Source organism: Acinetobacter venetianus RAG-1 = CIP 110063 (genome assembly GCF_000368585.1).
Taxonomy (GTDB): Bacteria; Pseudomonadota; Gammaproteobacteria; order Pseudomonadales; family Moraxellaceae; genus Acinetobacter; species Acinetobacter venetianus.
This window is the reverse complement of the sequence record NZ_KB849557.1, coordinates 12,540-27,508: the sequence shown is the minus strand read 5'-3', so window position 1 is coordinate 27,508 and position 14,969 is coordinate 12,540. Positions and strand designations below refer to the sequence as shown.

The 14,969-nt window shown below is 40.1% G+C and carries 12 protein-coding genes; 9 read left to right on the top strand and 3 right to left on the bottom strand.

The window, feature by feature from the left end:
* Positions 1-145: 145 nt before the first annotated feature.
* Positions 146-1,078 (bottom strand): oxygen-dependent tRNA uridine(34) hydroxylase TrhO, encoded by a 933-nt coding sequence (trhO, locus tag F959_RS01645; protein WP_004876955.1) that lies wholly within the window; start codon positions 1,076-1,078, stop codon positions 146-148.
* Between the two features lie 110 nt (positions 1,079-1,188).
* Between trhO and F959_RS01640 the strand changes: the two genes are divergently transcribed.
* Positions 1,189-1,680 carry a DUF1289 domain-containing protein gene (locus F959_RS01640; protein WP_029424821.1) on the top strand — a complete coding sequence of 164 codons (492 nt, stop codon included), beginning with the start codon at positions 1,189-1,191 and terminating at the stop codon, positions 1,678-1,680.
* Here the strand turns inward: F959_RS01640 and F959_RS01635 are convergent.
* Complete coding sequence (locus F959_RS01635; protein WP_017196636.1) at positions 1,677-2,333, bottom strand: DUF2306 domain-containing protein; 657 nt, start codon at positions 2,331-2,333, stop codon at positions 1,677-1,679. The genes F959_RS01640 and F959_RS01635 overlap by 4 nt on opposite strands.
* Positions 2,334-2,402: 69 nt before the next feature.
* Between F959_RS01635 and F959_RS01630 the strand changes: the two genes are divergently transcribed.
* Positions 2,403-3,068, top strand: a complete 666-nt coding sequence (locus F959_RS01630) for a YARHG domain-containing protein (RefSeq protein WP_004876952.1) — start codon at positions 2,403-2,405, stop codon at positions 3,066-3,068.
* Positions 3,069-3,147: 79 nt separating this feature from the next.
* Here F959_RS01630 and gltA read toward each other — a convergent pair whose 3' ends face one another.
* Complete coding sequence (gene gltA / locus F959_RS01625; protein WP_004876951.1) at positions 3,148-4,422, bottom strand: citrate synthase; 1,275 nt, start codon at positions 4,420-4,422, stop codon at positions 3,148-3,150.
* Between the two features lie 902 nt (positions 4,423-5,324).
* Between gltA and sdhC the strand changes: the two genes are divergently transcribed.
* The 7 genes from sdhC (at position 5,325) to lpdA (ending at position 14,944) form a co-directional block, all read left to right on the top strand.
* Entirely contained in the window at positions 5,325-5,726 is a 402-nt protein-coding gene (sdhC, locus tag F959_RS01620; protein WP_023014208.1) for a succinate dehydrogenase, cytochrome b556 subunit, read from the top strand.
* Complete coding sequence (gene sdhD / locus F959_RS01615) at positions 5,726-6,091, top strand: succinate dehydrogenase, hydrophobic membrane anchor protein (RefSeq protein ID WP_004876948.1); 366 nt, start codon at positions 5,726-5,728, stop codon at positions 6,089-6,091. The genes sdhC and sdhD overlap by 1 nt, the downstream gene beginning before the upstream one ends.
* 12 nt (positions 6,092-6,103) lie before the next feature.
* On the top strand, positions 6,104-7,999 hold the full coding sequence (sdhA, locus tag F959_RS01610) for a succinate dehydrogenase flavoprotein subunit (protein WP_004876946.1): 1,896 nt from the start codon (positions 6,104-6,106) through the stop codon (positions 7,997-7,999).
* Between the two features lie 14 nt (positions 8,000-8,013).
* Positions 8,014-8,724 carry a succinate dehydrogenase iron-sulfur subunit gene (locus F959_RS01605; protein WP_004664446.1) on the top strand — a complete coding sequence of 237 codons (711 nt, stop codon included), beginning with the start codon at positions 8,014-8,016 and terminating at the stop codon, positions 8,722-8,724.
* A gap of 695 nt (positions 8,725-9,419) precedes the next feature.
* Complete coding sequence (locus tag F959_RS01600) at positions 9,420-12,260, top strand: 2-oxoglutarate dehydrogenase E1 component (protein WP_004876945.1); 2,841 nt, start codon at positions 9,420-9,422, stop codon at positions 12,258-12,260.
* A complete protein-coding gene (odhB, locus tag F959_RS01595; protein ID WP_004876942.1) occupies positions 12,260-13,450 on the top strand; it encodes a 2-oxoglutarate dehydrogenase complex dihydrolipoyllysine-residue succinyltransferase in 1,191 nt (396 codons plus the stop codon). Before F959_RS01600 ends, odhB begins: the two co-directional genes overlap by 1 nt.
* 60 nt (positions 13,451-13,510) lie before the next feature.
* Positions 13,511-14,944: a dihydrolipoyl dehydrogenase gene (gene lpdA / locus F959_RS01590; protein ID WP_004876939.1), complete on the top strand. Its 1,434-nt coding sequence runs from the start codon at positions 13,511-13,513 to the stop codon at positions 14,942-14,944.
* The last annotated feature ends 25 nt before the right edge of the window (positions 14,945-14,969 follow it).

Here is a 14,969-nt window from a genome sequence, read left to right as displayed (position 1 = left end):
ACACCCTTATATGTTTCATTTGATTATTGTTTTTAGAATAGTAGTGCTTGATCTAATGCTCAATGAGCAAATCGTTACATGTTTTAAATTTTTCAGATAATAAAAAAGCCATAGTAAAAACTATGGCTTAACTATGCTTTAGTGCTTATAGGCGTTTACGTTTTGCGGCAGCAATTTGTGATTGGCGCATACGGAAACCTTCTTTTTGTTTCTCTGTGGTTTTGTCGATACAGAAAACACAAGACACACCATGTTCATAACTTGGAAGAGCTGCTTCTTCTTGAGTTAAAGGCCAGCCACATGCGTGACATTTTATATTTTCGCCTTCTTCAACACCATGTGTGACCGCAGTACGACCATCAAATACGAAGCATTCTCCTTCCCACATGCTTTCTTCTGCTGGTGTTTCTTCAAGATATTTTAAAATACCACCCTTCAGGTGATACACCTCATTAAAACCTTCTTGGAGGAGGAGAGAGGTTGATTTTTCACAACGGATACCACCTGTACAGAACATCGCAATTTTCTTATCTTTATGCTGTTCAAGGTTTTGTTTTACATATTCTGGGAATTCACGGAAAGTTTCAGTTTTAGGATCAATTGCACCCTTGAACGTACCTGCTTTGTATTCGTAATCATTACGTGTGTCGATTAAAATGACATCATCACGGCTGATTAGCTCATTCCATTCTTTAGGATCAAGATAGTGACCTACCAAATCACGAGGTTTAACTTCTACGCCTAAAGTTACAATTTCTTTTTTAAGCTTGATTTTCATTTTACGGAATGGTTTTTCAGAGCTTTCTGACTCTTTATATTCCATTGCGTTAAAGCCTTCGTTTAAAAGAAATTGATGAATGCGATCAATTGCTGCACGATCACCTGCAACAGTACCGTTAATTCCTTCTGAAGCAACAATTAGAGTTCCACATAAATTGATGTTATTCACTAAGTCTAAAAGACGATGTTGCAGATCCGCTGCATCTGAAACTTCTTTAAATTGATATAGTGCCGCAACAACCCAATTATTGGTCGCTTGCTGTTCTACAGGTGCAAGCTGTTCTACAGTAGCGTTCATGGATAACTCCAAATGTATTAAGATAGGAAAAATAAGGCGCGTATTTTAGCGTGAAATTTAGAAATAAGCGAGAAAACCATAAAATGAATATGGTTTTAAAGGAGTTGGTTTTGAGTAATGATCGTCGAATTCCATCATTAACCCCATGTGCAGGGCGTTGTTCAACGGTATTTGGTGATCTAGTTTGTCGAGGGTGTCGTCGTTTCAATCATGAAGTGATTCAATGGAATACTTACACACCTGACCAACGCTTAATGGTTTGGAAGCGTTTAGATGCGCAATTGGATCAGATCTTAGTCCCGTTATTGCCAAATGCAAATCTTCAACATGTCGAAGGCTTTATTCATGGTAAGCATATCCGTATTTTGGAAAATGCCAGTAAAGGTCGTAAGTTGTATCATGCTCTAAAAATTTGTGAAAAGAATAAACACTTAGCGCATGAAAGCGGTTTAGGTATTCACGATAAGCAAGTGAAACCTGTTTGGGATGAGTTTGAGCGCCGTGTTCTTGCACTTGCTAAAGCGAGTTATGAGTTGGCTTGGTTGCGGGCAGATGGAATTAGTTCCAATTTATTGCGTGCTTTAGAGGAAGATGAAATTTAATTGGATTTTGTCTTTTTTGCTAATCGATAGATGATGAGTTCCGCAATTAATAGATTAATTGTCCATCCAAGCCAAGCTTCAAGTTGGTAAATATGCAGTGGTGTGAGCCAATCAAAATACGGTTGTAACTCATATAAAATGAGCTTCCATGTTCTTAGGCTCAATGCTGATAGAGCAAGCGCAAAGCTTCGAATCATCCAGTTACGATGTTTTAGCCATTGTTTATGCATAGCGAAATATAGCGCTAAGGCGGTACTGCACCCCCAAAGTAATCCCAAAACAACAAAGCAGATTTGAGTGCTAAGACCACCATTGGCTGAAAATGCAAGAATAAATCCACTCGGTAAGGCAAATCCAAGTGTGGCGATGATATAGAGCCAGCCTGCATAACGATGTAAACGGGGTAGATTTCGACGAATGGTTCGAGAAAACTGTGTAAAACCTGCTAATAAAACAAAGCTACTTGTGATGACATGCATCTGAAAGCCAATTCGCCAAGGTTGGGTGTTGACGACATCTTGTTTTAATACCAAAAAATTGGTGTGATCAGACCAAGGAAAATAATTCAGGCAAATTTCAATCATAAGCCAGCATAAATAGCTGAATATTAAAATGCTCAAAATTTGTAAAAATTGATTTAGGCTTTTCCACATAAAAAGTGATCACTATTATGGTATGGTATTCAAAAAACGAAATAATTTTAGTTGAACGAGAATATCTACATGCAAAATTTTAAACAATTATTGATCTTAACTGTTGGTTTGGCAACGAGTACTTTTTCCTTCGCTCAAACGATGCAGATTGCACCTTCATGGACTGGTTTGTATAACGATGAACAAAAAATTTCATTGTTTTTCCAGCAAAATGGTACAGATGTCTCTGGTTATAGTTTGTTAAATGGTAAGCAAACAAATTTTAAAGGCAATATGCAAGCCACGGATACGAGTTATAAACTAATCTTGAATGAAGTCGGTCAAGGTGCTGACATTGGTAAGTTTATTTTAGAGTTCAAAAGTAATGCTGCACCTATTGAGGCGCAATGGTTGCCTACAAGTAAATCTGTAAAGCCGAAATTTTTTAGCTTGGATGCTCAACAGTGCAAGTATGCAAAAGGGCAGGGAGATTTCCCTGAAACATCCACTCGACTATTAAAAGATGGGGATTTGCAGGTCGCGAGAGGTGAGTTGGAATATATGCGTAATGAGATCTATGCACGTCATGGTTACGCGTTTAAAACCAAGGAATGGGCAAATACATTTGCATTGTATGATTGGTATATGCCTTGTTATACAAATGTAGAAGGAAGATTGTCTAAAATTGAAAGAGAAAACGTGAAGCGCATTAAACTGGTAGAGCCTTATGCGCAAATGACAGATTGGGGACGTTAAGTTTTCCATAAATCGTTATAGTTGAAATAAAAAAAGCTGCCAAATGGCAGCTTTTTTAACATTAACTTTACTTAGAAAATTAACGTTTGATATCGCGTTGTGTTTCACCAGTATAAAGTTGGCGTGGACGGCCAATCTTGTATGGTGACGCGTGCATTTCTAACCAGTGGCTGATCCAACCAACAGTACGTGCAAGTGCGAAGATTACAGTGAACATTTCGACTGGGATACCAATCGCTTTTAGTATGATACCTGAGTAGAAGTCAACGTTTGGATAAAGTTTACGTTCTACGAAGTACGGGTCGTTCAATGCAATTTTCTCAAGTTCCATCGCAAGAGCAAGCTGTGGATCATTGATACCTAGAGCTTCAAGAACTTCGTCACAAGTTTGCTTCATTACTTTAGCGCGTGGGTCGAAGTTTTTGTAAACACGGTGACCGAAGCCCATGAGTTTAACTTCTTTACGCTTCACTTTTTCCATGAATTCAGCAACGTTTTCAACGCTACCAATTTCATCAAGCATTTTAAGAACGGCTTCGTTCGCACCACCATGCGCAGGTCCCCAAAGTGCTGAAATACCTGAAGAGATACAAGCGTAAGGGTTTGCGCCAGTTGAACCTGCAAGACGAACTGTAGAAGTCGATGCATTTTGTTCATGGTCAGCATGAAGTGTGAAGATACGATCCATTGCTTTAGCAAGGATAGGATTTACTTTGTAATCACGATCAGCAGGTGTAGCAAACATCATGTGTAAGAAGTTTTCTGCGTAACCTAAGTCATTACGTGGGTAAATGAACGGTTGACCTACTGTATATTTGTAGCTCCACGCTGCAAGCGTAGGAATTTTAGCAATTAGGCGAATTGCAGTAATTTCACGATGGTTGATATCTTCGATATCTAAACCGTTGTGATAAAACGCAGATAAAGCACCAACAACACCAACCATTATTGCCATTGGGTGAGCATCACGACGGAAACCATTAAAGAAACGGCTTACTTGATCGTGAACCATTGTATGGTTACGTACTTTAGCGTCAAATTCTGCTTTTTGTTCAGCATTTGGAAGCTCGCCATTTAATAATAAGTAGCAAGTTTCTAAATAGTCTGCTTGAGTCGCTAATTGATCAATTGGATAGCCACGGTGCAATAACACACCTTTGTCACCATCAATGAATGTGATCTTAGATTCGCAAGCAGCTGTCGCCATAAAACCAGGATCGAAAGTAAAGTGACCAGATGCCAATACATCTTTAACGTCAATTACATCTGGGCCCAATGTGCCGCTGTAAATTGGTAATTCAATTTCTTTGCCATCAAGCTGTAATACGGCTTTTTTGCCAGTTGCTGCAGACATTCAATAGATCTCCTGTCCTGGTGAATGATTATCTGACTCGAAATCCTAATCTTGTCATGTGCGAATCAGACGGTGTCAAAATTTGCTATAAGATTAGTGGCTACTAGAATTTTGTCAATTATACTTAGGGATAAAAAATGACGTTCTTAAAGTCAATGAGTCATTCAGTATCAACGAAAAAATTGAGTAAAATCACAGCACCGGTCGAGTATAATATGTCAAATCAGGTTTTAGGTGCATAAAAAAAGTGAAGCGCCAGTACAATTGTAAGTAAATTTTTTATCTCGGTATTTTTTGCCAATGACTGACTAATTTATATAAAAGGCCTGAAACCCTATATATCTCACGGCTTAGATTTAATTAAATATTAAAATTTAATCAAGAGTAGAGAAGTCTTGGTTGTTATTTGACTCATTGTGGTGCGATCAACTGGTTAAAAAATAACAGGTGGTTTTTTGGAAGTTTAACTTTTTTAAATAATTTATCAGGTATTTATATTTAATATATAAATGTGGGGTATTCTTTTTGGCTATGTCATTAAACATTCAAATTTAACCTTTATATGGTCATGTCAGTCGACTTTTTTAGGTTTTTTATAAAGATTTTTTTTGCTACTTAATTGCTTATCGAGGAAATACATAAATAATTTTTACTATAAAAAACAGTGGTATATTTTTTTTGGTGGGTTGAATTCATAATGTTGATTTTGAAAGTTTTTGTGAATGATTCTTATTTATTGATTTTTTAGACTAAAGCGAAAGCTGATTGTTTGTATTTTGATATTTCACGTTTTATAATTCGGTGTCGTTATATAGGTTAGGCATGTGCTGTGCTTGCCTAACAATGCCAGCTTTCCTTTGAATTAATTCAAACAAACTCCAGTTGGAGTTTCTACCTACAGGATGCCCGCTGTGAAAAGCAACAGACCTGTCAATTTGTCCATGGGTCAGGTGTTAGCGGTAAATTTACGCTCACCCGTGGCTATTGCATCAATTCTACACCGTCTATCAGGTGTAATCGTTTTCTTATTAGTCGCAGTTCTTTTATGGATTTTGGATAAATCTTTATCTTCACCAGAAGGATTTGACTACGTTAAAAATGTCGTTTTCGGAAATATCCTTGTACGTTTCATCGTATGGGTATTTGTAGCAGGTTTAATTTTCCACTTTATCGCAGGGATCAAGCACTTGCTTGCTGACATCGGTTTTGCTGAAGAATTACAAAGCGGTCGTATCGCAGCTACAATTTCATTGATCTTGTCTGCGGTTGGTATTGTCGCAGCATTCGTATGGATTATGTTCTGATGAAAAGTGCTACAGGTTTAACAGGTTCAGGTTCTCGCGATTGGTACATCCAGCGTGTCAGTGCTGTAGTGTTAGCTGCATACACTGTTGTTATGTTCGGTTGGATCCTTTGTAACAGTGGATTTGGTTACGAACAATGGGCAGGCTTTATGCTGACATTGCCAATGAAGATCTTTTCTTTATTAGCAGTATTATCGCTCGTTGCACATGCTTGGATTGGTATGTGGCAAGTCTTTACTGATTATGTAACGACTCGTCAAATGGGTCCTTCAGCTTCAGGTTTACGCCTTGTACTTACTTCTGCTGTCATTATTTCAGTGATCGTGTACGCAATCTGGGGTATCCAGATTTTCTGGGCAAATTGATAGGAAGAGATCATGGGCGCAATTAACCCTAAAGAAGATTATTCAAATATTCAAAACCTCACTTTCGACGCAGTTATTGTTGGTGGTGGTGGTTCTGGTATGCGCGCTGCTTACCAACTTGCTCAAGCTGGTTTAAAAGTTGCGGTATTGACCAAAGTATTCCCAACACGTTCGCATACAGTTGCTGCTCAAGGTGGTATTGGTGCGTCGTTAGGAAACATGCAAGAAGATAACTGGCACTATCACTTTTATGACACCGTTAAGGGTTCTGACTGGTTAGGCGATCAGGATGCAATCGAGTTCATGACTCGTGAAGCACCAAAAGTTGTTTACGAGCTTGAACACTTAGGTATGCCTTTTGACCGTAATGAAGACGGTACGATCTATCAGCGTCCGTTCGGTGGTCACTCTGCAAACTACGGTGAAAAAGCTGTTCCACGTGCTTGTGCTGCTGCTGACCGTACTGGTCATGCATTGCTCCATACTTTGTATCAAAGCAACGTAAAAATGGGTACTCAGTTCTACGTTGAATGGATTGCACTAGACTTGATCCGTAACGAAGCGGGTGATGTTCTTGGTGTGACTGCAATTGACCAAGAGACTGGTAACATTGCCGTATTCCAAGCGAAAGCGACATTGTTTGCTACTGGTGGTGCTGGTCGTGTTTATCGTGCATCAACCAACGCTTATATCAACACTGGTGACGGTCTTGGTATGGCTGCTCGTGCTGGTATTCCATTACAAGATATGGAGTTCTGGCAGTTCCACCCAACGGGTGTTGCGGGCGCAGGTGTATTGTTGACTGAAGGTTGTCGTGGTGAAGGTGGTATCCTTCGTAACAAAGACGGCGAACCATTCATGGAACGTTATGCTCCAACTTTAAAAGACTTGGCACCACGTGACTTCGTATCACGTTCAATGGACCAAGAGATTAAAGAAGGTCGTGGCTGTGGTCCTAAAGCGGATTATATCTTGCTTGATATGACTCACTTAGGTGCTGAGACGATTATGAAACGTCTTCCATCTGTATTTGAGATTGGTAAGAAGTTCGCAAACGTTGACTGTACTAAAGAACCAATTCCAGTAGTACCAACAATCCATTATCAAATGGGTGGTATTCCGACGAATATTCATGGTCAAGTTGTTGTACCACATGGTGTTGAAGAGGGTGAATTCTCTGCTCACTATGATAAAGATACTAAAGAGTATTCTTATAAAGGTACGCGTGATTATGTGAAACCTGTAAAAGGTTTCTACGCGATTGGTGAGTGTTCTTGCGTATCTGTACATGGTGCAAACCGTTTAGGTACTAACTCATTACTTGACCTTGTTGTATTTGGTAAAGCAGCTGGTGAGCACATTATCGACTATGTAACTAAGCATCATGGCGATGATTATGCGCCGCTTCCAACTGATGTCTTAGTTAATACTTTAGCGCGTATCCGTAAGCTTGATGATTCAACGACGGGTGAAAACGCACAAGAAGTTGCTGATGCAATCCGTGATATCGTTCAGGATCACGCTGGTGTATTCCGTACTCAAGCATTGCTTGACAAAGGTGTGAAAGAAATCCTTGCGATTGAATCGCGTGTTCGTAACATTCATTTGAAAGACAAATCTAAAGTATTTAACACAGCGCGTGTTGAAGCATTAGAAGTTGAAAACTTATATGAAGTTGCGAAGGCGACTTTGATTTCGGCTGCTGCTCGTAAAGAATGTCGTGGTGCGCATACAGTTGTTGACTATGAGTTAGCACCTGATCACCCAACTTATTCTTACGGTCGCCGTGATGATGAGTGGATGAAACATACATTATGGTATTCATCAGACAACCGTCTTGAATATAAGCCAGTACGTTTCAGTCCATTAACGGTTGAAGCAATTGAACCTAAACCACGTACATTCTAATCGGGAGAACAAAGATGAGTAGAGGCACTCGTACATTCGAAATCTACCGCTACGATCCTGATAAGGATAAAGCGCCGTACATGCAAACTTTCAAACTTGAGTTAACAGACAAGCATCGTATGTTGCTTGACGCGTTACTTGCGTTGAAAGTGCAAGATGAATCATTAACATTCCGTCGCTCTTGCCGTGAAGGTATTTGTGGTTCGGATGGTGTGAACATCAATGGTAAAAATGGTTTAGCGTGCTTGTGGAACTTGAACGATTTACCAGAGAAGATTGTGATCCGTCCTTTACCTGGTTTACCAGTTGTAAAAGACTTGGTTGTGGACATGAACCAGTTCTATGATCAATATGACAAGATTCAACCGTTCTTGATTAATAATCAGCCTGCACCGGCGAAAGAGCGTTTACAGTCTCAAGCAGAACGTGAACACTTAGATGGTTTATATGAATGTATTCTTTGTGCATGTTGTTCAACTTCATGCCCATCATTCTGGTGGAACCCTGATAAATTCTTAGGTCCATCTGCATTATTGAATGCATATCGTTTCATCATCGATTCTCGTGATACAGCGACTCAAGAGCGTTTGGCTCGTTTAGATGACCCATTCTCTCTATTCCGTTGTAAAGGCATCATGAACTGTGTATCAGTATGTCCAAAAGGGTTAAACCCAACGAAGGCAATTGGTCACATTCGTAACATGTTGTTGGATCAAGCTGGTTAATTCAGTTTGTTTCTAGAAACGGGAGTTTCGTAAGAAACTCCCGTTTTTTTATTTGATGATTTTTATGAATTGACGTGCTTGATTATTGTTTTAATCATTGCTGTTGATTGTTAAAACTGATTGAAAAATTTATGGAGTTTGTTTTTTGATCGGTGTGCTTAGCATTTGTGCGAGATTTGTAGAGAATCTTTAACTTTGGTCGATAAGAGTGCAACTTTTATAAAAAGGGCGTTATATTAGAATATAATTTGATGTGTGTATTTCGCTGATTTATGGATGGTATGTGTCAAAAAAATCAATCCAAGCTTGATTACATGTTAGCATTTGTGCCAGTAACTGAAAGCAAAAAATCAGTATATTCTTGAGTTTAGATTGGGAATATCTGTGACTGATTTATGCAGATTATTCGGTAAAAGTCAATTTAGAAAAGTTAAAAATTTATTTAATTTTTCTAAAATGATTTGCAAAAAATTGCTCGATGTCGTCGAGTATAAAAGATGAGTTATGTACCTTAAATTGCTGGGTGTATAGCTCATTTGTTACATCAAAGGGAATACTCCTGATGTGTAGTGATAATGTCCCAGGGTTGGATAACCTTGGGTAGTAGTGTCTTGTTACCAATTTGGCACTATGAATCATGGGTCTGCTTAAAAGGCAACCTGTATTATTTTTTGCAATAGGAAATGGGTCCAAAAATGCAAGAAGTTGCTGACGCATTGCGTCTTGACACTGAACTTTCCGCTGATAGTGCAGCGTATATTGAAGAGCTTTACGAACAGTACCTAGCATCACCAACCTTAGTGTCAGAGGATTGGCGAGAATATTTCGATAAATACCCTAAGGGTGACCAACCACACGGTAGTGTGCGTGAGCAATTCCTCTTATTGGGTCGTAATGCAAACAGAGTTCAACCTGTTGTACAAAGCACTGTTAGTACAGAACATGAGCGTCGCCAAATTGGTGTATTACAATTAATCGCTGCTTATCGTAATCGTGGTCATCAAAAAGCTAAATTAGATCCATTAGGTCTCGCTAAACGTGAAGACGTTCCTGATTTAGATTTGTCTGCTCATAACTTGACTAAATCTGATTTGGATACCGTATTCAATACGGGTAACCTTGCAATTGGTAAAGCAGAAGCAACATTGTCTGAAATGGTTGAGGCAATGGAAGCAACTTACTGCGGTTCTATCGGTGCGGAATATATGCACATCGTTGACACCAAAGAAAAGCGTTGGATTCAACAGCGTTTAGAAGGTGTTCGCGGTAAATTTGGCTATACCAATGATCAGAAAAAAGGTTTCTTAGAGCGTTTAACAGCTGCGGAAGGCCTAGAAAAATATCTTGGTAACAAATTCGTTGGTGCGAAACGTTTTGGTGTGGAAGGTGGAGAATCTTTCATTCCAATGATGAATGAAATCATTCAACGTGCTGGTGCTGTTGGTTGTAAAGAAGTTGTGATTGGTATGCCACACCGTGGTCGTCTCAACCTTCTTGTGAATATCATGGGTAAAAACCCAGCTGACCTTTTCGGTGAGTTCGAAGGGAAGAGCCTACATAAGAAAGGTTCTGGTGACGTTAAGTACCACCAAGGTTTCTCTTCAAACGTAATGACTCCAGGTGGCGAAGTTCACTTAGCATTGGCGTTTAACCCATCTCATTTAGAAATTGTTGGTCCAGTTGTAGAAGGTTCTGTTCGTGCACGTCAAGTTCGTCGTAAAGACATTGGTGGTGACGACGTTCTTCCTGTAATTGTTCATGGTGATGCTGCTTTTGCTGGTCAAGGCGTAAACCAAGAAACGTTCCAAATGTCGCAAACACGTGGTTATACGGTGGGCGGTACGGTTCATATTGTGATTAACAACCAAGTTGGTTTCACAACGTCTGATCCACGCGATACACGTTCTACAGAATATTGTACTGATGTAGCGAAAATGATTCAGGCTCCGATCTTCCATGTGAATGGTGATGATCCTGAAGCTGTAATTTTTGCGACTCAAATTGCACATGACTTCCGTCATGAGTTCCGTAAAGATGTCATCTTAGACTTGTTCTGTTATCGTCGTCGCGGTCATAACGAAGCAGATGAACCATCTGCGACTCAACCATTGATGTATCAAGTCATCAACAAGAAAGCGACTACACGTACTTTATATGCTGATCAATTGGTACAAGAAAAAGTACTTGATCGTGCAAGTGCTGATGCAATGATTGAAGGTTATCGATCTGACTTAGAAGCAGGTAATCATGTTGCAAATGCATTAGTTCGCGAACCAAACAAGAAAATGTTTGTTGATTGGTCTCCGTACTTAGGTCATGACTATACTGACGTTTGGGATACAACATTCAAGCTTGATCGCTTAAAAGAACTTGGTAAAACGATGAATACATTACCAGAAGGTTTTGTATTACAACGTCAAGTACAAAAAGTGATTGATGATCGTATCAAAATGCAAACTGGTGAAATGCCATTGAACTGGGGTGCAGCTGAAACTTTAGCGTATGCAACTTTGTTAGATGATGGCTTCCTTGTTCGTATTACAGGTGAAGACGTTGGTCGTGGTACATTCTCACATCGTCATGCGAAATTACATAACCAAGTCGATGGTTCTGTTTATATTCCGCTTTGCCATATTAAAGAAAACCAACCACGTATTGCTGTTTATGACTCTTTGTTGTCTGAAGAAGCTGTTCTTGCATTTGAATATGGCTACTCCACTACACTGCCAAAGAGTTTGATCGTTTGGGAAGCTCAATTTGGTGACTTCGCGAACTGTGCGCAAGTTGTAATTGACCAGTTCATCGCTTCGGGTGAAACCAAGTGGGAGCGTGTTTGTGGTTTAACAATGTTGTTACCACATGGTTATGAAGGTCAAGGTCCAGAGCATTCATCTGCACGTTTAGAGCGTTTCTTACAGTTATGTGCTGAAGACAATATGCAGGTGATGACTCCAACGACTCCAGCGCAAATCTTCCACGCGTTACGTCGTCAAGCAGTTCGTCCAATTCGTAAGCCAATGATCGTAATGTCACCAAAATCATTGTTACGTCATAAACTTGCGACTTCTACTCTGGATGAGTTAGCAAACGGTACATTCCAAACTGTGATTGATGAAATTGATCCAATAAACAAAGCTGACGTAACTCGCTTAGTGCTTTGTGGTGGTAAGGTTTATTACGATTTACTCGAAAAACGTCGTGAGCTTGGTTTAAGCAATACTGCGATCGTTCGTGTAGAGCAATTATATCCGTATCCGCAACAACGCTTAGCTGAAGTTATGGCTGAGTATCCGAACATTAAAGAACTTGTTTGGGCACAAGAAGAGCCGAAGAACCAAGGTGCTTGGTTATTCATTGTTCCTCGCTTGTACGAAGACGTTCTTAAATCTGGTAAACAAATTAGTATTAGCTATGCTGGTCGTGAAGCATCTGCCGCACCTGCTTGTGGCTCACCGTACTTGCATGCAAAACAACAAGCTCAGCTTATCAATGACGCACTCGCGATTGAAGTTGAACAATCAGGAGATTCTAAATAATGGCAACCGAAATTAAAGCACCGGTATTCCCAGAGTCAGTTGCTGACGGCACGATCGCTACTTGGCACAAGAAAGTAGGTGAACCTGTATCACGTGATGAAGTGATCTGTGACATTGAAACCGATAAAGTTGTTTTAGAAGTGGTTGCTCCAGCTGATGGTAGCTTAGTAGCAATCATCAAAGATGAAGGCGATACCGTTCTTTCTGATGAAGTAATTGCACAATTCGAAGCTGGTGCTGTTTCTGCAGCTGCTCCTGAAGCTGCTGCACCAGCAGAAGCGGCTCCAGTTGCGTCTGCACCTGCGGCTGCTGCATCAACTCAACCTGTTGATCAAAACCAAGCGCCTGCGGTTCGTAAAGCATTATCTGAAACTGGTATTAATGCAGCTGATGTACAAGGTACAGGCCGCGGTGGTCGCATCACTAAAGAAGATGTTGCTAACCATAAACCAGCTGCTTCAGTACAACCATTAAGCGTTGCTGTTGGTGAGCGTATCGAAAAACGTGTTCCGATGACACGTTTACGTAAGCGTGTTGCTGAGCGTTTATTGGCAGCTACACAACAAACTGCAATGTTAACAACGTTCAATGAAGTTAACATGAAGCCAATCATGGAAATGCGTAAGCAATATAAAGATGCTTTTGAAAAACGTCATGGTGCTCGTTTAGGCTTTATGTCTTTCTTTGTTAAAGCTGCAACTGAAGCGTTAAAACGTTACCCAGCTGTAAATGCATCTATTGATGGCGACGATATCGTTTATCACGGTTTCTATGACATCGGTGTAGCAGTTTCTTCTGATCGTGGTCTAGTTGTTCCTGTACTTCGTGATACCGATCGTATGAACTATGCAGAAGTTGAAAACGGTATCCGTGACTATGCTTTCAAAGCACGTGACGGTAAATTGGGTATCGAAGATATGACTGGCGGCACGTTCACAATCACCAACGGTGGTACTTTCGGTTCATTGCTTTCAACACCTATTTTAAACCAGCCACAAACAGCAATCTTGGGTATGCATAAAATCCAAGAGCGTCCTATGGCAGTAAATGGTCAAGTTGAAATATTGCCAATGATGTACTTAGCGCTTTCTTATGACCACCGTTTAATCGATGGTAAAGAAGCTGTAGGTTTCTTAGTAACAATTAAAGAATTGTTAGAAGAACCAGCTAAACTCATTCTTGATCTTTAATACTACAAATATTAGCTCCCGTATAAAGTAGTTCCTTTATATGGGAGTTTGGAGATAAAAATGTCTCAACAATTTGATCTTGTTGTTATTGGTGGCGGACCTGGTGGTTATGAAGCAGCAATCCGTGCTGCACAACTTGGTTTCAAAGTTGCTTGTATCGAAAAACGTATTCACAACGGTAAACCATCTCTAGGTGGTACGTGTTTAAACGTTGGTTGTATCCCTTCTAAAGCATTGCTTGACTCTTCTCACCGTTACGAAGCAACAGTTCACGAACTTGCTGAACACGGTATCACCACTGGTGAAGTTAAATTTGATTTAGATACTTTGTTGGCACGTAAAGACAAAGTTGTAGATCAATTGACTGGTGGCGTGGCTCAATTACTTAAAGGTAATGGTATCGAGTGGTTACAAGGTACTGGTAAATTACTTGCAGGTAAAAAAGTAGAATTTACACCGTTTGAAGGTGATGTACAGGTTTTAGAACCAAAGTACGTCATCCTTGCGACGGGCTCTGTACCGGTAAATATTCCAGTAGCTCCAGTTGATGAAGACTTAATTGTTGATTCTACTGGCGCATTGAAATTCTCAGAAGTTCCTAAGCGTCTTGGTGTGATCGGTGCGGGTGTTATCGGTCTAGAGCTTGGTTCAGTATGGCGTCGTCTTGGTTCAGAAGTTGTTGTATTTGAAGCATTAGATGCATTCTTACCAATGGCAGACAAAGCATTGGCAAAGGAATATCAAAAAATCTTGAAAAAACAAGGTTTAGATATTCGTATCGGTGCGAAAGTTTCTGGTGCTGAAACGAATGGTCGTGAAGTAACAGTTAAATATAACCAAGCTGGCGAAGACAAAGAACAAGTTTTTGACAAGTTAATCGTATGTGTAGGTCGTAAAGCATATGCAGAAGGTTTATTGGCAGAAGATTCTGGCATTAAACTCACTGAACGTGGTTTAGTTGATGTAAATGATCAGTGCCAAACATCTGTTGAAGGTGTTTATGCGATTGGTGACTTGGTACGCGGTCCAATGCTTGCACACAAAGCAATGGAAGAGGGCGTAATGGCAGTTGAACGTATTCACGGTCATGCTGCTCAAGTAAACTACGACACAATCATCAGCGTTATCTATACACATCCAGAGGCAGCTTGGGTTGGTTTAACTGAAGAACAAGCAGCTGAAAAAGGTCACGAAGTTAAAGCTGGTCAATTCCCATTTGCGGTGAATGGTCGTGCATTAGCTGCGGGTGATACTGCTGGTTTTGTTAAATTCGTTGCTGATGCGAAAACAGATCGTCTTTTAGGTATGCACGTTGTAGGTCCTAATGCATCTGATATCGTACACCAAGGTATGATCGCGCTTGAGTTTGTTTCTTCTGTTGAAGACTTACAGTTGATGACTTTTGGTCATCCAACATTCTCTGAAGTTGTACATGAAGCGGCGCTTTCTGTAGATGGTCGTGCAATCCACGCGATTCAACGTAAGCGTAAATAAAACATAAAGTGTGGTTCGCCACACT

Coding starts and splice junctions, on each gene's coding strand:
- trhO (WP_004876955.1), bottom strand. CDS start 1,078: ATGAACGCTACTGTAGAACAGCTTGCACCTGTAGAACAGCAAGCGACC.
- F959_RS01635 (WP_017196636.1), bottom strand. CDS start 2,333: ATGTGGAAAAGCCTAAATCAATTTTTACAAATTTTGAGCATTTTAATA.
- F959_RS01630 (WP_004876952.1), top strand. CDS start 2,403: ATGCAAAATTTTAAACAATTATTGATCTTAACTGTTGGTTTGGCAACG.
- gltA (WP_004876951.1), bottom strand. CDS start 4,422: ATGTCTGCAGCAACTGGCAAAAAAGCCGTATTACAGCTTGATGGCAAA.
- sdhC (WP_023014208.1), top strand. CDS start 5,325: ATGCCCGCTGTGAAAAGCAACAGACCTGTCAATTTGTCCATGGGTCAG.
- sdhD (WP_004876948.1), top strand. CDS start 5,726: ATGAAAAGTGCTACAGGTTTAACAGGTTCAGGTTCTCGCGATTGGTAC.
- sdhA (WP_004876946.1), top strand. CDS start 6,104: ATGGGCGCAATTAACCCTAAAGAAGATTATTCAAATATTCAAAACCTC.
- F959_RS01605 (WP_004664446.1), top strand. CDS start 8,014: ATGAGTAGAGGCACTCGTACATTCGAAATCTACCGCTACGATCCTGAT.
- F959_RS01600 (WP_004876945.1), top strand. CDS start 9,420: ATGCAAGAAGTTGCTGACGCATTGCGTCTTGACACTGAACTTTCCGCT.
- odhB (WP_004876942.1), top strand. CDS start 12,260: ATGGCAACCGAAATTAAAGCACCGGTATTCCCAGAGTCAGTTGCTGAC.
- lpdA (WP_004876939.1), top strand. CDS start 13,511: ATGTCTCAACAATTTGATCTTGTTGTTATTGGTGGCGGACCTGGTGGT.